Source organism: Bacillus sp. TH22 (assembly GCF_016651015.1).
Classification (GTDB): domain Bacteria; phylum Bacillota; class Bacilli; order Bacillales; family Bacillaceae_G; genus Bacillus_A; species Bacillus_A mycoides.
In genome coordinates, this window is record NZ_JAEKER010000001.1 from 767,469 (window position 1) to 788,392 (window position 20,924).

Here is a 20,924-nt window from a genome sequence, read left to right on the forward strand (position 1 = left end):
AAAATGGAATATTTATCTTCTCATTCATTTGCTAAATACAATAAACCTGCACAATAAAAAGCTCTGGAGCATTTTTATAAAAAATTCATGCTTCAGAGCTTTTGTATATTTTTAATTATTTCTTCGTTATGCGCCTTCCGTACCATAGTCTTCAATGGTTAGCTTAACATTATATTTAATTGGCGCCTTACTAAACACTTTATCCCAATCCTTTTCAACTTTCTTCCATACTTTTGGATACTCGATTTTCAAACTAGTATTAAAGCCAGCAACATCAGTTTTATATTCCTTTTGAATTTTTTGTAATGTATGCTTCACTAATCGCTTCACTTCTTGCTCCGCAGATTGCTCCGTCCTTTTGAGAAATGTATTTTTAAAAGCTTCCTCTGATTCAGACCAGTTTTCGGATAGCCGTCCCACAGACTGCACATTGACATCGAAAGAGATTTTATCCCCTTTAACATGGGGCGTAATTTTACTTTCCATAGATTTCACTTCATACATAACTAATTTTTTCGTCTTTTTATCATAACTTTTCACTAAGCCACTTTTCCCTTTTGCAGTGATCCACATTAAGCCTTCTAATTCATTCTCGTTCAAAAAGCCACGGAGTTTTTTTGTACTTCCTTTCATAACAGCAGCACCTACATATTTCACTTCTCCATTTATAGAAATCACATTTGGTAAAAGAAAACTCGCCCCAGATTTCACCTTTCCTGGTAGTTTTGCAAGTGGCATCGGCGGTAAAATTCGTGAGGATCTATATTGGTTATCCTCGATATCAATCAAGCGAAATGCTGGAATTTCCCCAAGTTCTTTTGATTTTAACACATCACTAGCTAGCCCTTTACTAACCATAATAAAGCAACTAGGTCTCATCTCATTATCACGAACATAGATGTCTAATAACTGCGTTAACTTATAGGTTCGGGCAATACTTTCACTAACAACTATTACTTTCGTATGATGAAAAATGATAGGCCTTTGCCTTCTTAATGCAACTTCACGTATTGATTGATGAAGAGAATCTCCTGTTTCTGCAACATTCATATAAGCTTTTTGTTGCGATACTCCACCTTTTCCTCCGTCTGATGATGATTGTGCTTTAACAAATTGATAGGTGGTTGTTATCAAATTCTTCTTTTTATATCCGCCGCCCTTTTCTTCAATTTCTTTCTCAATCTTTGTTTCTTTTTCTTTATCTATTGCTATACCTACAGCGAAACCTAACTCCTCAATTTCATGACTACTCCAGCATCCTGTAAGTAATAAGAGAAAAACTATTGACGTTATTCTTATAATAATTTTTCTACCTTTAACATTTTGGTTCATGCTTTTTTTTCCTCCCCTTCGAAATCATTAGGAGAAGAATCGGAAGAATACCAAATAATATTATCGCAGCGTTGCTAATCAAATTTCCAAATTCAAATACCTCATTTATGTTTTTCGGAATTGCGGCAACGATATATATTACTGGGAGTAATCCATACAAAAAGGAATGAATATTTTTATTAAAGAGCTGTGATAACCCTAAAGCAGCTGCATAATAACAGATTGTATATGTTGCAAAGATTTGCATAATCCATATCACTAATAGCAAAGATTCGAACCGTTCAAAAATTAAACCTTGAATTTCAAAACTTCTCATAAGATCAATTGTAGGCCATGTTCTCATCAATACCCCATCGATAGAAAACGCACCAATAACCATTACAACTGTAATGACATAAAAAAATAAAGGAATCATAGTGCCAATTATTACAACCCTTACAGCTTGAGATGGCTTCTTCATAAATGCTAATAGTAACAACATAATTTCCGCTCCCGAATATGCCATAGTTGTTGTTTTTAGGCCTTTTAGTGCAGGAGTAATCCCTAGCCCTAATACAGGACGAAGATTATCGAGTTCAAATATTCCTACACTCATAAAAGATGTCACTAAAAAAATGAAAACTGTAATTGGAAAAATCATTTCAAATAAACGTGCTATCGCATTTATTCCGCCTAAATTTAAATATAGACTTATCCACATAAATGGCATAACAATAGCCCAGTCAGGCGTACCTTCTAGTAGAAAGAAACTTGTTATACATTCCAACGTTCTAAGTTCAAATGACGAAAGTGTAAAAAAGTAACTGATAATCATTAAACTAATTAACACCCCAAGCCATTTCCCTACAAGTTCTTGGCTATATTGATAAAATGTTTTTTCAGGAAATTGTTGACTTAACTTCACGATAATTATGCCTGCAACCATCGCAATTAATCCTCCTAAAATAACAGTTATCCAAACATCAGGTGTATTCACTTTCTCAGCTGCGGTTCTAGGTAAAGTGAGAATTCCGATAGCAAGTATATAATTGATAAGAATAACAGCTGCTTGTGAAGTAGGAATTTTATCCTTTGAGTTCGTAATCATTCCTCTTCACTTCCTTTCCGTACATAGTCTTTTAAATTCAACATTTTCGGACGTCGCTTCATCATCTGAATTGGCATACGAACCATAAAATCCTTCCAATCAGTAAATTGATACAAGACAGCCGGGCTAGCATACGGTACACCAAAACTTTTAAGCCTTGCAATATGACTGCATATAAATAGGAAAAATAGAATAACTCCATATAATCCGAATATGGCAGCGAAAAACATCGCTACAAAGCGAAGAATACGTAATGGAATTGCTGTACTATAATGCGAAAGTGCAAAAGAAGAAATAGCTGTGGCCGCCACAACTATTACCATGATCGGACTCACAATTCCAGCTTCTACAGAAGCCTGTCCAATAATTAATCCCCCTACAATTCCCATCGCTGAACCAATAGGCTTAGGTAGTCGTAGCCCTGCTTCCCGTAAAATTTCAATCGCAATTTCCATAAATAATCCTTCTATAATTGCAGGAAACGGGACGCCTTCTCGCCCTCCTATAATTGAAATGGCTAACTTAGTCGGAATCAATCCAGGATGAAACGATATAAATGAAATGTACAGAGCCGGGGCAAAAAGAGCAATAAAAGCTGTTCCAAAGCGCAATAAACGAATCAATGTCCCTGGTATCCAGCGCTCATAATAATCTTCAGGTGATTGCATCATCATACTAAATGTAACCGGAACAATTAACGCAAAAGGTGTTCCATCCAATAGAATTGCAACCCTTCCCTCCATTAGTGCAGCGATTACTTTATCAGGGCGTTCCGTACTCTGTACTTGCGGAAAAGGACTTAGATAATTATCTTCAATAAGTTGTTCTACATAACCTGACTCTGGCACATTATCAATATTAATTTTCTGAATTCTCTTCTTAACTTCTTCTACTAATTCCGAATCAGCAATCTCTTTCATAAAGGCAACGACCAATTCTTTTTTTGCTCGTTCTCCCACATGAAACTTTATTAAAGATAATCCTTCGTTTTCACCATGTAACCGTAACAAAGCAGTATTATCCGACAAAACTTCTGTGAAACCTACCCGTGGACCTCTGACCGTCCCCTCTGATATCGGCTCTTCAACATTGCGTGTTTTCCCTTTTTTTGTATTAAGTATTAATACATCTGATAGTCCATCAATAAATAACGCCGTTGAACCCATTAACACCTTTGACATCATTTTTTGCACAGATTGCACTTCTTCCACTCCACTAATAGGAAGAACTCGGTTTTTAATAAACTCTTTTGAAACACTATCTTTCATATTAGACGATTCATCTTTATACTCATCAGGAAACTTACACATTAATGATTTCATAATGTGCATATCAATAAGATCCTTATCTGATAATCCTTCTACAAAAACAAGAACTGCGCGGATGCTAGTCCCGCCGATATTAAACTCTCGACAATAAACGTCCGAATTATCAAGAGCCTCTTTTTTTATAACCTCTAAATCTAAATTGAAATTACCTGTAAAATAGGATTCAGGAACTTTAGTGGGCTCATCTTCATATGTATTACTTTGATCTTTTCTTTGATTAACCATTGAATCTTGAGCTTTCACCTTCATCACTCTTTCTCCAAAAAAGCTTCTTATACCATTCTTCTTTACATATCAATATTTGTTTTCACTTGAATGTAGTTCGTTATATTATTCTTTTTCTAATGTGCGAATCCAACTAAAAAATCTTGAAATTATATATGGAATGAATAGTACGATAAAGGCTTGTATAAAAACTTTCCACTCAGGTACATACAAAACAATCATGTCCCACATTTTAATCATCCTATAACGATAAATAATTTTAGAAATTCCTCACTCAATTGGAATTTCTTACGAATTATTATGTCTGATAAGAAAAATTTTAATGCACTTAAAACCTCATTTTACATTTCATCTATATTTTTCATTGTATATTCAAAATGATCATTCTATATCAGACTAATAAAAAAGAAGGTGGCCTAAAAATCAGTTTTACTGACTTTATCGGCAACCTTCTTTTATAAAGTATCTTCTTTTTGTAATTGCTTTTCTTCTTTCCAAAGCTTTCCTGGCCAAAAAGCGAAGCGTCCTAAAACGACTGTAATCGCAGGTACAAGCAGTGGTCTTACAATAAATGTATCTAGCAATACACCGATTGCTGTCACAATACCGAATTGAACTAAAACTTGAATTGGCAATGTACCTAATACTGCAAATGTTCCTGCTAAAATTAAACCTGCGGATGTAATTACACTACCTGTTTGTATAACACCATTTTTAACTGATTCTAAATGATTTTGTTTCTTTTTATTCTTCCATATTTCAGAAACCATAAAGATATTATAATCCTCTCCTAAAGCAACTAAAAATACGAATGCATATAACGGTATCGCACCTTGTATCGCGGGAGCTCCCATACCGAAATGCAGTAAAATCCAGCCTGCTCCTAATGCAGAGAAGAAAGATAAAACGACAGTTACAATTAAGTAAATCATCGCAACGATTGAACGTAAATACACGAGTAAAAGTAAAGCGATGATACTAATCATAACCGGAATAATAACCGCTTCATCCCGTTCAGTAATTTGCTTTGTATCATATAAGGAAGCTGTTTCTCCGCCAATCCATAAATGATTCTCAGCTTTACTAATTCCTTCATCTTTTAATACCTTTTCTACACTATTTTTCAATTTAGGGATTTGATCTAATGCTTCAATGGAGTAAGGGTTTTCCACTAAAGAAACTTCATACATTTGCAATTGATTATTTTCTTTTCCCTTCATTGGCTCTTTCACTTTATTAACAAAAGATAATTTCTCTATTTCTTGTTTAATAGGTAAATCTTTTCCCTTTGAATCTACTACAATCTTTACTGGCGCTAATTCTCCAACTGAAAAATGATCCGTAATTAATGTAAATCCTTCGCGTGATGGCATATCTTTCGGGAATGATTCTAATAAGTCGTACGTGTATTGAATACGCGGTACAAATGAAGCCAAGCCTCCTAATAAAAATACGGTTAGCATAATAATTGTCCACGGTTTACGTACAACAATATCCCCAAGTTTTTTACTAAAGAACCCTTTAGTATTTTTTACTTTTACTACTTTCTTTTTCTTTCTTGCAAACTCTTCATTCATTTCAGCTGTTCTCGGTATGAACGGGAAAAATGCAACTCTACCGAAAATTAATAATAATGCTGGAAGAATCGTTAAAGCAGCGATTCCCATAATGAAAACAGCCACACTAAATGGAACTGCGAATCGATGAAAAGCTCCATAATGAGCAAGTAATAACGTTCCTAACCCTAGTACTACAGTAAGTGCACTCATTATAATTGCTCCACCTGATGCTTTTATCGCAAGTTGCAATGCTTTATACTTACTTTCTTCTTCTAGCAAGTACTCTTTATATCTTGAAATAAGAAATAAACAATAGTCCGTTCCTGCTCCAAACAGTAAGACAGTCATAATCGATATAGCCTGTGCATCTACTTTAATCCATCCATTGTCTGCTAAAAAGCCCAGTGTCGGACTGATAATTCCGTATGCAAAACCAACAACGAGTAAAGGTAAAATTGCTAAAATTGGTGAACGGTACAGTAAAATTAATAAAACCAATACTAGTAGTACAGTAGCAACTAATAATTTCACATCAGCTTGACTAAATAAACTTACCGCATCCGTTTGAATACCTACAGGTCCAGATAATCGAACATGTAAACCAGAGTCGGTAATTTTTTGTTTGAACGGATCTTCATCCACTTTACTATTCACTATTTTTCGTAACTCTTCTAAATTACCTTTTAATATATCCGTTCCAGCAGATTTATTAAAAAATATTGGTGTAACAAATGATGTGCCATCTGTTGATGCACTTTTTGATAATACTTGCTCTGGAATTGTATCAAATGGTGGTAATGTTGATTGTTCTTTTAAAGGACTGGCCTTTAATTCTTTATAAACATCTTGTATGAGTTTATAATCCTTTAACTGTAATCCACCATCTCGATGCCATACTACTAACAACGGATTTCCTGCATTATTAGGAAATTCTTTTTTCATAAGTGCTTCAGCTTGCTGTGACATAGCTGTTTCAGGTAAATTTTTCGGATTCGGTTCTTTCGTACTGTTTACTTGTGGTAACGTAAATGAAAGTACTAATGTAATAAGAATCCATACCGATAAAGTTATCCATTGCGTATTCTTCCCTGCTACAAGCCTCCCTAACATATGTAACGGGTGCTTTTTCATAAAACCCCACCTTCCTTTTTTCCTCCAATATTAATTATATATACTGGTCGGTTAATTAATCAAGAATGATTAAAAAATTATGTTATAATTATCTCAATAATAAATGTCAGGAGCGAATGTATTTGGATCAAAAACAACGTCCTCTCGGAAGGCCTCGTCAAAATAAAAATACAAAGTCTACAAAAGAAATCATTTTAGAAGTTGCAACTAGGTTATTTCTCACTCAAAATTATCAAGTTGTTTCAATGGATGAGGTCGCGAAAGAATGTGGAGTTACAAAAGCAACTGTCTACTATTACTATTCAACAAAAGCTGATCTATTTACCGCTACTATGATTCAAATGATGGTGCGCATAAGAGAAAATATGGATCAAATACTCTCTACGAATAAAACTTTGGAAGAAAGATTATTGAACTTTGCTACAGTATACTTACACGCAACGATGGATATTGATATGAATAATTTTATGAAAGATGCAAAACTTTCTTTATCTGAAGAGCAATTAAAGGAATTAAAAAATGCCGAGGATAACATGTATGAAGTGTTGGAAAAAGCGCTAGATAACGCAATTCTCCTTGGAGAAATTCCTAAAGGAAATCCTAAATTTGCTGCCCATGCTTTCGTCGCTTTATTATCAATCGGGAATTTTAAAGATGAGAATCACAATCCTACTCTTGCAAATATAGATGAATTAGCAAAAGAAATCGTTTCGTTTTATTGGAATGGATTAAGTCATCAAAATTAAATTGATTATATTTAATAAAGAGCACATTTGAAATTCCTTCAAACATGCTCTTTATTAATTTAAGGGTTTTATTTATATACTAGCAATTAAATTATACTTTAGCACCGATTAACAAAAAATTCTTATCTATAGCTCTTGAATTTGTGCATTTATATTCCCCTTACTTAATCCACCATGGTAACAAACTACAGAATCAATTTCTAGATTTAAATACTTCTTCAAAGAATTTTGCGCTTCTTTTATATCCAAAGTAGTTGGGGCATGAATTCCCCCTAAAATTCCGTTTACACTATACATTGAATCCCCAGCGATAAGAGTTTTACTTTGTCTCAAATATAAACTAATATGACCAGGAGTGTGCCCTGGGGTATGAATAATAAGAATACCACCGCAATATGGAAGTTCTTGGCCTTCAACCAAAGTATCATCCACTTTTCCTTTTGGTGGATTCTCTATATTTCCATCTTTCAATAAAGGTAAATCCCCTTCAATATATGGCTTATCTAGCTCGTGAGCATAGACTTTTATATTACTTCCACAGTTTTGTAATAGTTCAGGAAGACTACCTATATGATCTATATCTTGATGCGTTAAAATCACGCCTTTTAGTTTATCAAACGATACTCCAACCTTACCCATTTCTACTCGTATATCTTCAATTTGTCCAGGAAATCCAGTATCTATTAAAATTGCCATTTCATCATCCCATAAAAGAATTGGATGAATTATATACCCGTGAAATTCAAGATGTAGCATCTCTACCCCTTTAGCAATCTCCATAACATTATTCTCCTTTATAATGAAATTTTTGAAATCTAAAAATTGGCCTGATAAACAAGTAATTCTAAATTACAAAGCCTCGCTATCGTTTAATATGTTTCGTCATACCAATCGAAAATTCCTCAAATCCAATTGATTCATAGTAATATTTTAAATCTTCAACACACATAAGTTGTGGAATAACTCGTTTTTGTTCACAGTGCCGGATTAATTGTTCCACTATTTCCTTTCCAATGCCTTTGGACTGATATTCCGGTAATACACACACTCCGCAAATAATGCCAGTAATTACACCATCTGATATAACGCGTCCCATCCCTACTAACTTTTGGTCATCAAAAACATATATTGCATACCAACTTTGTTTACACATTTGCTCTAACTCGTTAACCGATAATTCAAGAGAATTCCATCCTAAAGATTCATACATAGTTAATAATTCATTGAAATCTTTAGGGGGTTCAATCGTGTAATTTAAAATAGTTTTCATGTAAATACTCCCTATCATCCTTTTTGTTTTATTCCAAAAAAATTTTGACCGTCGTTAAACTGACTAGAACAATACTTCAATAAGAAAAAATGAAACTCCTTCTCTTTAAAAACATAAGGAACTTAATAAGATTGGTACCATATATATTTCTCTATTTAATATTTGTTTAATATATCAACTAATGGTTAGTATAAAATATATACATTTCAACCATCACCAAATACTGAATCTAAATTACAATTATAAGAAAAAGAAGGTATCTCATCTTTATGAGATACCTTCTTTTATATCAATCCATCATTATATTATCAACCAAAAATCATACAGCTACATACGATAAGAACAAACAAAACTAATAAACTATTTGAGAAATAACCCATAGAATACTACCCCTTTATTTCATTATGTAAAAGATTTTACCATAAAATTATTAATAGTATAATGACTGAAAAAGACATTGGCTTCATTAGTTTTTTATGTATAAAGTAATATTTTATAATCTTTCTACTCACCGCTCATAAAAAACTTTAACTTTTCCTCTACTGCATCTCTCACGATTTAAATAACATTGATATTAGTAAATAAACAATTACTAATATCAATGTTATTATTTGATTTTAAGTGAAAATAGTAATAAAATAATTACTAAATTGATAAAGGACACGAAAAATAATGACTAATAAAGAATTAATAAACGAATACATGAATTTATTATTAAATATGTCAGGTACTTTTAAATTATTATCAGAGAAATCCACTGAATTTACACATTTAGAGCAACACATAGTTGAGTATATTGCCCGACAAAAAGTCGCTGTAAATTTAAAAATGATTGCTAGTTATTTAAACATACCTAAACAACAATTAAGTGTAACCGTTCGTAATTTAGAGCAAAACGGATACATTGTAAAAAAACAAGATACAGTAGATAAACGAGCTGTTTTAATTTCCTTAACAGATAAAGCTGAAAAAGTACATTATGAAAGATGGAAACAAATTTATAATAATTTCACTAGTAATCTTGAAAAACTCAGTGAAGAAGATCAACGTGATTTAACTTACGGACTGTATAAAACAAATAAAATGCTATCAAAAATGCTAAATAACGACTAATCATATATATATGATATTTTTTTATTATTAAATGGAGGACGTTTCATGGTTAAAGAAATAGATTTACAATCAGTTCAAGGTACTATGCTTATTCCACTATGGGGACGAGCATATGGTAGTGAGAAAAACAAGGATATTTTAGATGATACGGAAGCTATTCGGATTATTAAAGAATGCGACTTTGATTTCTCTAAAATAGCAGATACATTTGGCGAATATGGATGTATCACTTATATTACCCGTGCAAGAAAAATAGACGATACTATTAAACAATTTATTAGAAAACATCCGAATGCTACTATAGTAAATATCGGTTCTGGACTAGACACTACTTTTTCAAGAATTGATAACGGTACTATACAGTGGTATAACCTTGATTTGCCTGATGCGATCGCTTTCCGCAAAACATTAATTGAAGATACACCACGAAATATAAGCATTGCCAAATCATATTTTGACACTTCTTGGTTCAACGATATAAAATATGATCCAAAAGACGGTATTCTTTTTATATCAGCAGGTGTGTTTTATTACTTTAAAGAAGAAGAACTGAAGGAGATATTTGTCGCTATGGCAAAACGTTTTCCTGGAGGAGAGTTATATTTTGATGCCGAATCAAAGTTCGCACTGACACTTTCGAATGCTACTGTAAAAAAATCTGGTAATAACGGCGCTATGATGTATTTTTACGTAAATAATCCAAAGACAATAGAAAAGTGGTCTTCTAACATAAAAATATTAAGCTGCTCCCCTTTCTTTAAACGTATACCTACAAATAAAGATTGGGATGGAAGTACACGAATTATGATGTGGATTGTAAATTTAATAAAGATGTTGAAGTTCGTTCATATACGGTTTGAAAAATGATAAATCTATAGCTTATATATTAATCATATACAAAAGAAGACCTCGATTTTATTAAATTCATATAATAATCTATAGGATAGTTAGTCCATTATGAGGGCTAATTATCCTTTTTATTTACATAATGAATGAAATAAGTAAACAATAAATATTTAGTTTAATCAGTATAATAAAGATATATAACTTGAAACGTTCGATTGGTTTTGGGAGGAGGACATAGCCTCGGTGCGAAGGCAACACTCCGCTTTCGAGGACATGCTTCAGTTATAGTTTGTCACTATTTGGATTATAAATCAGTTCTTTTATCTTTATCTGGATTCTCGCCCAAACTAATGACCTCTTCTCCTTTTCAATAGTTTCAAGTTAGGTCCGGGATTTCTAAAGGTCGCGTACGTTCCAAACAATCTCACCGCGCTCGTCCCACGTACTGTGATGCCTCTCAAATCCTATCTTTTCTAACACCCGGAAGGACGCAACATTCCACGCGCCGACAGTCGACCAAAGTCTGTGGCGCCCCGTAGCAATCGCAGCGTCCAGCACAACAGATGCTGCCTCAGTCGCATAGCCTTTGCCATGAGCACTGCGGAACAACTCGTATGCGATCTCCGGCTCTTCCAGTGTGGAACGACCGATAATCAAGCCACAGTATCCGATGAAATCACCTTCGTCTCGTCGGCGAATAGTGAGAAGGGAAATGCCATTTTCGCCTGCTCTCTTACGCATCTCTATAAGCATGCTACGAACGGCGTCAAGGGTTGGCATATCCACATCACGTTCTCCAATTAATTTTCTCATCCAGACTGAATCGGATTCCTCCCACATACTCAGATCAAGTCGTTCAGTTTTCAGCTGGAACTCCATAGCTTTAAATAAAGCTGTCATAGTGGAAACCTCCTAGTTATGTCACTGCACTCATAATAGCTTCGCACCTCATCAGGTTGGAAACCCGGCTATTTTCCAACTCTCACGAGAATTTATAGCAACAGTGTACAAAAAATTAGTGTTATTTTATGCATAGGTAATTACCCTACAAAATAGACCTTTTTATCAAACTTTTTTCAAAACTAACTATAATATAAAGGAAAAAACATATTATACATATCAAATAGGTCCTTGCCTTTACTTTTATTGATTTCAACAACTATAAACTAAATTTAATTCGGACGAGGTCTTTTTTACTTATCTTTCAACTAAGCTAATTGCTAACTCACGTTTGTATCGAATAGATGTGAAACCTTCGCCTACAGGTAGCCCATAAGCTGGTCTTTCATCTTGGTATTTAAAACCAACTGCTTCATAAAATGGAATTCCCATATCATTATCTTTTGCAACTGAAACCCATTGTTCTTTTGCACCTCGTTCAATTTGATCATTTGCAATTATAGAAAGTAATTCTGTACCAATGCCTTCTCTTTTTCTATTTGGGTTTAAATATATTACAAATAACTCTGCTGTCTCTTTGCCAGTGAAACCACCTCCACCAACACCGAGTATTTCTCCATTATCACTTGCAACAAACCAGCCATTCCACTCTTGGCTAATATTTAATATTTCATTTCTCACCCTGTCTTCATTGTAAAATTCCTTAATCGTACTTTCTATGTATTGCTGGGGCAACAAACCTGGATATGTATTTCTATAACCATCTGAACACACTTTAATAATCCCTTGTATATCTTCTACTCTTGCTTTTCTGTATTCAATCATATTGCTTCCTCCCGTTCTTAAATAAACAATTCACACCTTATATAATTCAATATTCAAGCAATTAATCCTATCCGTGTGTTTATACTATATTTCTAAAAACCCTATAATCGTTTCACATACATTATCTGTTTCTTCGACATCTGGAAAATGTGCACTATTTTCAAATATAACAATATCAGATATTTCTAAATATCGTTCACCATCTTTTAACATATAATTAATCACTTTGCGTCTCTCCCTTATGTATAATACCCTTACTATTAGACTTTCATTTTTAACTAACTACTAAATGTATTTTATTCCACCACAAATCGAGATCACATTCACTTATATTTTTTCTTTACATACTTAACTCTCTCCTTTAAATTGATATTAATTTTTTTACAGGTGAATAATCGCTACATTTCCCCATATAAATTCCAAACAAATATTACAACAAAAGCTGTACCCTTATACAAAAAAGGTACAGCTTTTTAACAACATACACTAAGAGGTTTATTATCCTAACTAAATCACTTTCACATAACTTCAATAATACATTTGTTAACATGCATTTCAAATTCTTTCGATACATTGAATTCATTTTATTGTTTAATTTTTATAATCAAATAAAACATTTTTAACTACGCTACATTAACACCTTTATTCTTCAAAACAAACTTTCCAAATAAGAAACGTACAAGAGGTCCCATTATTATTAATTGAAGTGGGTACGCCATAATGAAATTTTTAATGAAAATCGAGAAATAAATTGAAGCGAATGAGTCACCATGTAACCCATTATGTAAATACATCATAGCCATTCCATAAAATGACATAAAGAATACCATTCCGATTACCATTGTTGTTGCCATCGCAATAATCATGTTTACTTTTTTTGATTTATCAAATGGTAATGCAAATACAATCTTTTTCGCACACGGTCCTACGATACATATTTCAATTAATAGCGCAATAATAAATCCAATTATTAGTTCTAATGCGATCTCCTTAATATGAATTGGCCCTCCTGCTCCATTCATTAATAAATTGTAAAACGTCATAACGATAACCATCCCGAGGCACATCATCATACCAAATTGGAGGTTTTCCTTTCTTGTTGTTGGCAATTTTCATCATCCCTTCTCTTTGAGTCTTTGTCATTATATCGATATTGGAAACTCCTTCGTAAGTGAACATTTTGTGAACATTTTTAAAGCGTTTACGTGCATTTCTTCCACTCTTCACTCCAATCCTCCCACTTTATAACTTTTTACTTACAAAGGTTTTATATATTTTGATGTTGAATTATTAAATTTAATATTGAATTATATGATAATTACTACTAGGAGGATAACCATGAATAAAGCAGAACTTTACGCATATCACATCGTTACAAGGAAAACAATGAGTATCGGACAAATCATTCACTTTGACAAAAATCAAACTAATACCCTCTATCACTTCTTTTTTGAAAGAGAACAATTAAATTCTAATGATGAAGACTCCATTCAAATTTTAAAAAGGCATTATATCAATAAGGAATTACATATAAATAATGAAAATGCTAAAGTAGTTCTGAATTATATAGATCAAACAATTAGAGCGGTTAGAGAAACGATTGTAGAAATGGTTAGACTGCAAGAATTTCCTGAATATCCCTCAAGGTTGTCTTGCTTATATGCTTCCAAAAGCTATGAGGATGCTTTGAAATGGAAAGCACTATTTGATTCTTATAATCGAGAAGTTTTGCAGATTGTTAAACTACGAGTAATCGGAAGTTCTTTTGAAGGTGATGGAAACCTTTTGCCGAAAGAAGATGGTATTCCTTTCGCTCAAAAAATGGAACAAGCTAGAGAGTATTGGAAAGGAAACGTTAGAAATGAACTTCCTGAGTTACTGATTAATGGGAGAATTGAAGTGGTGGAAATTATTGATGATTTTTCATCAATTAAAATTTAATTCCTGGTTAAATTTTAAAGAATGGAGATTAAAATGATGAAAAAAGTGTACTTCAATCATGATGGTGGTGTAGATGATTTAATATCACTATTTTTACTACTCCAGATGGAAAATATAGAACTTACAGGTGTTTCAGTTATTCCTGCAGATTGTTATTTAGAACCAGCAATGTCTGCCAGTCGTAAAATTATAGATCGCTTCGGCAAAAATAATATTGAGGTAGCAGCGTCCAACTCTCGTGGAAAAAACCCATTTCCAAAAGAATGGCGGATGCATGCATTTTATGTAGATGCTTTACCAATTTTAAATGAGTTTGGGAAAGTTGTTACACCTGCATCAAAAAAACCTGCACATCATCATATAATAGAGACTCTTCTACAAACTGATGGAAAAACAACTTTATTATTTACAGGGCCCCTGACTGACCTTGCTCGTGCACTATATGAATCTCCAATAATCGAAGATAAAATTGAACGTCTCGTTTGGATGGGCGGTACATTTCGTACTGCAGGCAATGTACATGAGCCAGAACATGACGGAACAGCCGAGTGGAATTCATTTTGGGATCCCGAAGCAGTAGCTCGTGTTTGGAATGCTAATATAATCATTGATTTAGTAACTCTAGAAAGTACAAACCAGGTTCCGCTAACTATAGACATACGTGAACAGTGGGCAAAAGAGCGTAAGTATATTGGTGTTGATTTCCTTGGTCAATGCTATGCAATGGTTCCCCCTCTCGTTCACTTCTCAACGAACTCTACTTACTATTTGTGGGATGTATTAACTGCTGCGTTTGTTGGGAAAGCTGATCTTGCAAAAACAAAAACGATTGCTAGTATCGTTCATACATACGGACCCAGCCAAGGACGTACAGTGGAAACTGCTAACGGAAGACCAGTAAATGTCATTTATGATGTAAAACGTGATGCATTCTTTGAATATATTACTGAATTAGCTAAAAAAGCTGCTAATCACAACCAGTGTTGAAAGCCGTGTAAACCCAGATGATGAGCCAGCAAAAAGATTTAGAAATTGGTTGGAATTTGGATATTTAATTATTAAAAAGAGTATTGAATTAACTTTCAATACTCTTTTTGTACAGTTTAATTATATTCAAATCAGAATAAGCCTCAATCTGGTTTGAGTTAGGTTTTACAGATTAACCATTTCATAACCATTTACAAAGTACGTTATTGTTTCTAGCTCATCTTCATTTAATTCTCTATCTAGTTCTTGTTTATATGCTGCCTTTATCTTCTCTTCATCGCCTTTATGAGTTTCCGTATAAGTTCCTACTGTTTTTAATAAACGAATCTCTCGCAAAAATTCATTTCGATCTATAGCTTCCCCATGTGAAAGAATATAGGTCTCGGCATCAAATTTCTCTAATTCTTGTATCAGTTTAAACGTTCGTTTCGTTGTATAGTTCCGCTTTGCAGAAAAGATATCTGCATATATACAGTCTCCTAAAAACAAAATCTTTTCTTCTTTAATATAAATAACAACAGAGTCATGTGAATGGTCTCCGCCCACATGCTTTAACACACATGTCACATCACCAAGGTCTAATTCAAGTTGTTTCTGAAAGGTTAAGGACGGCGGAAGAATTTGAATATTTCTTGGTTTTTCACTGAACTCTTTTTTTATACAGTCCGCACAAAATTCAATTTCTGTACCTTCTTTCACTCGTGCGTCCAATGCCTCATCCGACCACTCATAAGAAACAAGTGTGTTCATCTCTTTTTTTGTTTCAAAATGTGCGATAGACAATGCATTTTGTAATACAGGCAATCCAAAAATATGATCCCAGTGCCAATGCGTTAATGCTACAAAATCAGGATTTGAGATATTTTGCTCTTTTAGCATTTCTAAAAACAATTGTGTATGTGCTTCTGAATTACCTGCATCTATCATCAAAGTCTTTTCTTTTCCAACTACCATTCCTAAGATAGGTCTATCAGTCTCGGAAACAGGTGTCATGTACCAAAATGCGTTTCCTATTTTTTTAATTTGCTGCATAACTATTGCCTCCATTTTATGAGTATGTAACAATTTCCAGCCGAGAAAATTCTTTATTTTGTATTTTGATTACTATTAAATAACAATGTCAGAAATAAAATCATTCTACATTTTTTATTATCTAGTGAAATACAAATACTAATTTTGACAAGGGAATCCTTTCTCAACATTTGTTACTTTTAATCTATTTTACGCTACGAATTTACATTTAAATTATATTACAATTTGTATAAATGAGATACATTTTACAATATCGAAGGAGTGTTGAACCTGGAATGCAAAGGAACCAATCATTCCCTATTTCGGTAATGTGTTAACAGGTAAAAAGTTGATCAATGAATTTAATAAGGAGGGCTACCATGTTATCAATTGAATAAAAGCAGCAACTATACAGTTGCTGCTTCCAACATTTCTTTTTGTATTTCAACACGTTTGATTTGGTGAGGGTCTTTAGAAAGAATTTTAAATACATATCCTTCGCTATTTACTGTTTGCCCTTCTTGGATATCATAATTCTGCATCAGAATCCAACCACCAATCGTGTCAACATCACTATCATTCATATGTAATCCTAGTAAATCATTTAATTCGCTAATTAATACTTTACCTTCTACGACAACATGACCTTCATTCATTTGTTGGATGGGCGGACGCTCATCTTCATCGTATTCATCACGTATTTCTCCTACAATCTCTTCCAGTATATCCTCAATGGTTACAATACCAGCCGTACCGCCGTATTCATCATATAACACAGCCAACGGAATACGTTTCTTTTGCATTTGTAGTAAAAGATTATGTATTGGTATGGTCTCAATTACTTCAATTACTGGACGCGTATACGATTGAATAGAATTGAATTCTTTTATTTCCTTATTCATATAACGAATAAAGAAGTCTTTCACATTCACCATGCCAATGATTTCATCTTTATCTTCCCCAAATACTGGGTAACGTGTATACTTTTCATCACGGATTATTTTCATATGGTCTGCTAAAGAATTATCTACATGTAACCCTATAATTTCTGTACGGGGGACCATGATTTCTTTCGCAATACGATTATCAAATTCAAAAATATTATTTACATATTTGTATTCAGCTTGATTAATTTCTCCACGTTCATAACTTTCAGAAAGAATCAATCGTAATTCTTCTTCTGTATGTGCTACATCATGCTCTGATGCAGGTTTTAAGCCGAACATTCCTGTTATCATCCTTGCAGAGCCATTTAACAAGCGAATAAACGGATACATGATTTTGTAGAACCAGATAAGCGGAGCCGAAAGTAATAAAGTAACCTTCTCAGCCTTTTGAATCGCGAATGTTTTTGGTGCTAATTCACCAACTACAACATGTAAGTACGTCATAATAGTAAAAGCAATTCCTAAAGATAATACACCTGCAATGGAAGGATTGATGTTCCACTTATCAAATAAAGGATGTAAAAGTCTCTCAATCGTTGGTTCACCTAGTGCCCCGAGTCCCATTGCTGTAACTGTAATCCCTAATTGACAAGCTGACAAATACTCATCCAAGTTTGATGTCACTTTCTTAGCTGCCAGCGCACCTTTCTTTCCTTCTAATACAAATTGATCAATCTTTGATCCTCTTACTTTTACAATAGCAAACTCAATTGCTACGAAAAATGCAGTACATGCGATTAAAACCACTACCATGATTAAATTAAATATGTCCAACTAATTCCCTTAGCTTCCTTGAAACTAAAGGATTCACCTCCTGCTATATTTTCTCTTTCCAGACCTACTTCATACACATTGACATGAGATTGTATAAAATCTACATTCTCAAAATGATGAGGGGTACTCTGAGAAAATCGAGGTCATTTAGCCACCTATCCGAGTCAACATCTGAGTCCAATACATTTCCACCGCCTTGATTAAATTATCTATATGTTAGCATGAGAAATAAATCCCAGTCAACGTTTACATTTTGTATACCCTGAAATTCAAACAAAAAGCTTCTCTTTCCTGTGACATAAAACCGCTTAATGTGTGCATCAAACACTATAACAGTTCCTTCGCTGCCACTAACCATATTATTTTTTTGTTCATTATTTACATTCCTTCTCACATTAAAAATAAGCGAAGAAACATTTATCAATCTTTTTTTAAAATATTTTGACACACATATTAATAATAACTAATACGATTGTTCAACTCAAATGATTTAGATGTGAAAGCGAAGTTCATACATGGCTTTACCGATAAAATAATGTTACAAATGCTTCAATGTATCATAGGTGGGGAAAAACAGTTTCTTATTTAAATGTCATCCTCTTCTTGTTTTTCAAAATCACTCCATGTCCAATTGGTCCAATCATTATTTACTTTCCCTACAGTTATCAAATTCACATTATTTAATTCAATCGCTTTAGCTAAACTTTGAAAGAATATGCTCTCACTCGGTTTTTGATCATCACTTATATCAGGATGTTCCCATTCTTCTGTTTGATAAAATAGATTTGGTTTAAATTCTGCATTGGTTTCATCTAATATGTCCGAGGGATTTACCCAGAATTTCTCCTTATATTTAGAAGTTAAAAAACGAATAAGTTTGGTAGGATGAAATGAATCAGTTTCAATTCCTAAACGCTTATACTCTTCTACAGTTGGTGTTAAAGTGATACGTTCTCCTTTCAAAAGTAACTCCATATGAAAAGGATCTACAAGGAAATGATCTTCATCATCGTACCAATATTCTTCATTTACAAGCGTTAAGATTTCATCGAAATATGAAAAGAATCCTTGCTGTCTCATGCTATTACTATACACATAGAAGTTATTCGATATCTCAAGGTTTGCATCAACGCCCACAACCTCAAATACTATGAGCCACTTGTCTTCCTCTCGAAAAACAGATATTCTGGATTGTGCTAAGTCAAAATTATAGTTATCAAGTACTGGAAAATCAAACTCCTCCGCGTACCTATCTAGTGTTTCAAGTATTTTTTCTGCTTTCATAACATTACTCTCCATAAAGTTAGTATAGTAAATTTTTATTACATTCGTTTTTCTTTATTTAACTCATAAACATTATCTAAATACCAGGACATTTTTTTATGTCCCTCTAAACTGGCAAACATCCAGTTTTGTTTATTTGTATATTATATAAAACTCTAATGGCTCAGTAAACAACATTTGATTATGACCTTACCCTTCATTTTCTTTATACACAGTCCCCACCATAGCACTCCACTGCAGCTCCTCTTATTCTTCCTTACAATTAAAACAAAGACACATAGTCTATTGTTAATGTGAAATACAGTTTGATCATTTTTTCTAATAACTTACTATATAACAATCAGCATCCCTATCTTTTCTTCTGGCAAACTACCACCATAGAATAACAATCCTCCTGCAACTCATTCCCTTCCCAATCATTGTATATCTGTAACAATTCAAACCCATTCGCTACAAGTAATCTTTCTAATTCTTGCGGATACGTATACCGAAGATCTATTGTTGTTTTCAGTTCCTCTACTAGCGTATCCTCCTCATAAAACCTTCTTGTTGTTATGTAGTGCTGTATTTGTTGAATTGAATCATAATTCATCTCAGTATATAAATCACATCTTCTTCCCTTTTCATCTGCAATAGTTATCCAATATTCTTCTGTAGATGGTTGTATTAATTCTTCCTTTGACGGAAAACGTGTGTCAAATATGAATATACCATTAAATGAATTTACAGTTTTTTCTCTATAATTGGTCATAATAATTTGGACTAATCTCCCTCCCCCATTAGTAAGCTGAAAACAAGGGGATAGAATTGGAGTGTGATGATATGGAACGTTTATGGATTCCTATAATCGTTACGTTTTTTTCGTTCGGTGGATTACTATTAGGAGGTGCTGTTGGAGTAGCAACACGCCAACTAATTGAAGAAAAGATGCATCGCTTATACGCATTATGTGGTGGGGTTTTACTTGGGCTTTTATCACTTGAAATTATTCCTGAAACATTTTCAAGCTATGAAATAATAGGTCCTATACTTGGGATAGCTATCGGTATTTTAGTTATGAGCTTATTAGATAACTATTGTCATCATCCAATGATACATAAAAAGGATCAACAAGCATGGCAAACCTTCCTTTTTCTTTCTTTTGCTATATTCATTCATAATATGCCGAGTGGATTTGCATTAGGAACAGCGTTTATAAATCATAATGACTCTGCCATTCCTTTCTTACTTGCGATTGTCATTCACCATATTCCAGAAGGGTTAGCTTTAATTATTCCATTTCTTTTTACAAAACATAAATACATTTCATTTTTATTAACAACTTTATTACTTTCTCTTATCCTAGGGACCGGTACTGTTTTTGGCATTATGATGGACGGGAAAGCTCTCCATTTACAAGGACTTATTATGGGAAGCGCAATTGGTTCTCTTGGCTATGTCACAATTCACGAAATGCTTTGGAAAGCAAAAAAACAGCTACCTTTCCTTCCGTTTCTATCGTGGTCTATTAGTGGATTTTTACTAATAACAGCCTTCACTCTTTTCACTGGACATCATTAAAACAAATAAGTTATATCATTTGTATATTTTCCCTTTTTCTCCAAAACATAATAGTATC

Annotated in this window: 20 protein-coding genes and 2 pseudogenes; 7 read left to right on the forward strand and 15 right to left on the reverse strand. The window is 33.4% G+C overall.

The window, feature by feature from the left end; translation table 11 throughout:
* Window positions 1–126: 126 nt before the first annotated feature.
* From JFU18_RS03880 to JFU18_RS03895, 4 genes are all read right to left on the reverse strand, one after another.
* Window positions 127–1,332: a Ger(x)C family spore germination protein gene (locus JFU18_RS03880; RefSeq protein WP_201033177.1), complete on the reverse strand. Its 1,206-nt coding sequence runs from the start codon at window positions 1,330–1,332 to the stop codon at window positions 127–129.
* A complete protein-coding gene (locus JFU18_RS03885) occupies window positions 1,316–2,419 on the reverse strand; it encodes a spore germination protein (RefSeq protein ID WP_085311018.1) in 1,104 nt (367 codons plus the stop codon). Before JFU18_RS03885 ends, JFU18_RS03880 begins: the two co-directional genes overlap by 17 nt.
* On the reverse strand, window positions 2,416–3,996 hold the full coding sequence (locus tag JFU18_RS03890) for a spore germination protein (protein WP_201050262.1): 1,581 nt from the start codon (window positions 3,994–3,996) through the stop codon (window positions 2,416–2,418). Before JFU18_RS03890 ends, JFU18_RS03885 begins: the two co-directional genes overlap by 4 nt.
* 431 nt (window positions 3,997–4,427) lie before the next feature.
* Complete coding sequence (locus JFU18_RS03895) at window positions 4,428–6,662, reverse strand: MMPL family transporter (RefSeq protein WP_201050264.1); 2,235 nt, start codon at window positions 6,660–6,662, stop codon at window positions 4,428–4,430.
* A 122-nt stretch (window positions 6,663–6,784) separates the two neighbouring features.
* Here JFU18_RS03895 and JFU18_RS03900 point away from each other — a divergent pair, with 122 nt between their 5' ends.
* On the forward strand, window positions 6,785–7,408 hold the full coding sequence (locus tag JFU18_RS03900) for a TetR/AcrR family transcriptional regulator (RefSeq protein WP_002085667.1): 624 nt from the start codon (window positions 6,785–6,787) through the stop codon (window positions 7,406–7,408).
* Window positions 7,409–7,534: 126 nt separating this feature from the next.
* Here JFU18_RS03900 and JFU18_RS03905 read toward each other — a convergent pair whose 3' ends face one another.
* Both JFU18_RS03905 and JFU18_RS03910 read right to left on the reverse strand, forming a co-directional pair.
* Window positions 7,535–8,188, reverse strand: a complete 654-nt coding sequence (locus JFU18_RS03905) for an MBL fold metallo-hydrolase (RefSeq protein ID WP_201033174.1) — start codon at window positions 8,186–8,188, stop codon at window positions 7,535–7,537.
* Window positions 8,189–8,270: 82 nt separating this feature from the next.
* Entirely contained in the window at window positions 8,271–8,678 is a 408-nt protein-coding gene (locus JFU18_RS03910) for a GNAT family N-acetyltransferase (RefSeq protein ID WP_201033173.1), read from the reverse strand.
* 672 nt (window positions 8,679–9,350) lie between these two features.
* Between JFU18_RS03910 and JFU18_RS03915 the strand changes: the two genes are divergently transcribed.
* A complete protein-coding gene (locus tag JFU18_RS03915; RefSeq protein WP_201050266.1) occupies window positions 9,351–9,791 on the forward strand; it encodes a MarR family winged helix-turn-helix transcriptional regulator in 441 nt (146 codons plus the stop codon).
* A gap of 45 nt (window positions 9,792–9,836) precedes the next feature.
* Window positions 9,837–10,658: a class I SAM-dependent methyltransferase gene (locus tag JFU18_RS03920; RefSeq protein WP_201033750.1), complete on the forward strand. Its 822-nt coding sequence runs from the start codon at window positions 9,837–9,839 to the stop codon at window positions 10,656–10,658.
* Between the two features lie 375 nt (window positions 10,659–11,033).
* Here the strand turns inward: JFU18_RS03920 and JFU18_RS03925 are convergent, their stop codons facing one another.
* The 5 genes from JFU18_RS03925 to JFU18_RS30310 form a co-directional block, all read right to left on the reverse strand.
* On the reverse strand, window positions 11,034–11,537 hold the full coding sequence (locus JFU18_RS03925) for a GNAT family N-acetyltransferase (protein WP_201033171.1): 504 nt from the start codon (window positions 11,535–11,537) through the stop codon (window positions 11,034–11,036).
* Between the two features lie 297 nt (window positions 11,538–11,834).
* A complete protein-coding gene (locus tag JFU18_RS03930; protein ID WP_201033749.1) occupies window positions 11,835–12,362 on the reverse strand; it encodes a GNAT family N-acetyltransferase in 528 nt (175 codons plus the stop codon).
* 84 nt (window positions 12,363–12,446) lie between these two features.
* Window positions 12,447–12,587: a proline iminopeptidase gene (locus JFU18_RS03935; protein WP_201033169.1), complete on the reverse strand. Its 141-nt coding sequence runs from the start codon at window positions 12,585–12,587 to the stop codon at window positions 12,447–12,449.
* A gap of 398 nt (window positions 12,588–12,985) precedes the next feature.
* Window positions 12,986–13,435, reverse strand: coding sequence for a DUF2798 domain-containing protein (locus tag JFU18_RS03940; RefSeq protein WP_002031882.1), 450 nt, complete (start codon window positions 13,433–13,435; stop codon window positions 12,986–12,988).
* Window positions 13,353–13,589 carry a hypothetical protein gene (locus JFU18_RS30310; RefSeq protein WP_232301881.1) on the reverse strand — a complete coding sequence of 79 codons (237 nt, stop codon included), beginning with the start codon at window positions 13,587–13,589 and terminating at the stop codon, window positions 13,353–13,355. Before JFU18_RS30310 ends, JFU18_RS03940 begins: the two co-directional genes overlap by 83 nt.
* Before the next feature lie 111 nt (window positions 13,590–13,700).
* On the opposite strand from JFU18_RS30310, the gene JFU18_RS03945 reads away from it, so the two are divergent.
* Entirely contained in the window at window positions 13,701–14,303 is a 603-nt protein-coding gene (locus tag JFU18_RS03945; RefSeq protein ID WP_061688777.1) for a DUF2441 domain-containing protein, read from the forward strand.
* Window positions 14,304–14,336: 33 nt separating this feature from the next.
* Window positions 14,337–15,290, forward strand: coding sequence for a nucleoside hydrolase (locus JFU18_RS03950; protein WP_002141712.1), 954 nt, complete (start codon window positions 14,337–14,339; stop codon window positions 15,288–15,290).
* 165 nt (window positions 15,291–15,455) lie between these two features.
* Here JFU18_RS03950 and JFU18_RS03955 read toward each other — a convergent pair whose 3' ends face one another.
* Both JFU18_RS03955 and JFU18_RS03960 read right to left on the reverse strand, forming a co-directional pair.
* Window positions 15,456–16,322: an MBL fold metallo-hydrolase gene (locus JFU18_RS03955; RefSeq protein WP_137077157.1), complete on the reverse strand. Its 867-nt coding sequence runs from the start codon at window positions 16,320–16,322 to the stop codon at window positions 15,456–15,458.
* A gap of 386 nt (window positions 16,323–16,708) precedes the next feature.
* Window positions 16,709–18,022: a hemolysin family protein gene (locus JFU18_RS03960; RefSeq protein WP_088292232.1), complete on the reverse strand. Its 1,314-nt coding sequence runs from the start codon at window positions 18,020–18,022 to the stop codon at window positions 16,709–16,711.
* Between the two features lie 472 nt (window positions 18,023–18,494).
* Between JFU18_RS03960 and JFU18_RS29775 the strand changes: the two are divergent.
* A pseudogene (locus JFU18_RS29775) lies at window positions 18,495–18,596 on the forward strand (ArsR/SmtB family transcription factor); the annotation flags it as partial.
* Between the two features lie 11 nt (window positions 18,597–18,607).
* On the opposite strand, the gene JFU18_RS29780 reads toward JFU18_RS29775, so the two are convergent.
* A complete protein-coding gene (locus JFU18_RS29780) occupies window positions 18,608–19,306 on the reverse strand; it encodes a DUF7003 family protein (protein ID WP_242486440.1) in 699 nt (232 codons plus the stop codon).
* 349 nt (window positions 19,307–19,655) lie between these two features.
* A pseudogene (locus tag JFU18_RS03970) lies at window positions 19,656–20,021 on the reverse strand (SAM-dependent methyltransferase); the annotation flags it as partial.
* 107 nt (window positions 20,022–20,128) lie between these two features.
* On the opposite strand from JFU18_RS03970, the gene JFU18_RS03975 reads away from it, so the two are divergent.
* The gene (locus JFU18_RS03975; protein ID WP_085310993.1) at window positions 20,129–20,866 is read left to right on the forward strand and encodes a ZIP family metal transporter; all 738 of its coding nucleotides are present in this window, start codon (window positions 20,129–20,131) and stop codon (window positions 20,864–20,866) included.
* The last annotated feature ends 58 nt before the right edge of the window (window positions 20,867–20,924 follow it).

Coding starts and splice junctions, on each gene's coding strand:
- JFU18_RS03930 (WP_201033749.1), bottom strand. CDS start 12,362: ATGATTGAATACAGAAAAGCAAGAGTAGAAGATATACAAGGGATTATT.
- JFU18_RS03880 (WP_201033177.1), bottom strand. CDS start 1,332: ATGAACCAAAATGTTAAAGGTAGAAAAATTATTATAAGAATAACGTCA.
- JFU18_RS03945 (WP_061688777.1), top strand. CDS start 13,701: ATGAATAAAGCAGAACTTTACGCATATCACATCGTTACAAGGAAAACA.
- JFU18_RS03885 (WP_085311018.1), bottom strand. CDS start 2,419: ATGATTACGAACTCAAAGGATAAAATTCCTACTTCACAAGCAGCTGTT.
- JFU18_RS03890 (WP_201050262.1), bottom strand. CDS start 3,996: ATGAAGGTGAAAGCTCAAGATTCAATGGTTAATCAAAGAAAAGATCAA.
- JFU18_RS03910 (WP_201033173.1), bottom strand. CDS start 8,678: ATGAAAACTATTTTAAATTACACGATTGAACCCCCTAAAGATTTCAAT.
- JFU18_RS03950 (WP_002141712.1), top strand. CDS start 14,337: ATGATGAAAAAAGTGTACTTCAATCATGATGGTGGTGTAGATGATTTA.
- JFU18_RS03975 (WP_085310993.1), top strand. CDS start 20,129: ATGGAACGTTTATGGATTCCTATAATCGTTACGTTTTTTTCGTTCGGT.
- JFU18_RS03925 (WP_201033171.1), bottom strand. CDS start 11,537: ATGACAGCTTTATTTAAAGCTATGGAGTTCCAGCTGAAAACTGAACGA.
- JFU18_RS03940 (WP_002031882.1), bottom strand. CDS start 13,435: ATGATGATGTGCCTCGGGATGGTTATCGTTATGACGTTTTACAATTTA.
- JFU18_RS29780 (WP_242486440.1), bottom strand. CDS start 19,306: ATGAAAGCAGAAAAAATACTTGAAACACTAGATAGGTACGCGGAGGAG.
- JFU18_RS03920 (WP_201033750.1), top strand. CDS start 9,837: ATGGTTAAAGAAATAGATTTACAATCAGTTCAAGGTACTATGCTTATT.
- JFU18_RS03905 (WP_201033174.1), bottom strand. CDS start 8,188: ATGGAGATTGCTAAAGGGGTAGAGATGCTACATCTTGAATTTCACGGG.
- JFU18_RS03955 (WP_137077157.1), bottom strand. CDS start 16,322: ATGCAGCAAATTAAAAAAATAGGAAACGCATTTTGGTACATGACACCT.
- JFU18_RS03915 (WP_201050266.1), top strand. CDS start 9,351: ATGACTAATAAAGAATTAATAAACGAATACATGAATTTATTATTAAAT.
- JFU18_RS03895 (WP_201050264.1), bottom strand. CDS start 6,662: ATGAAAAAGCACCCGTTACATATGTTAGGGAGGCTTGTAGCAGGGAAG.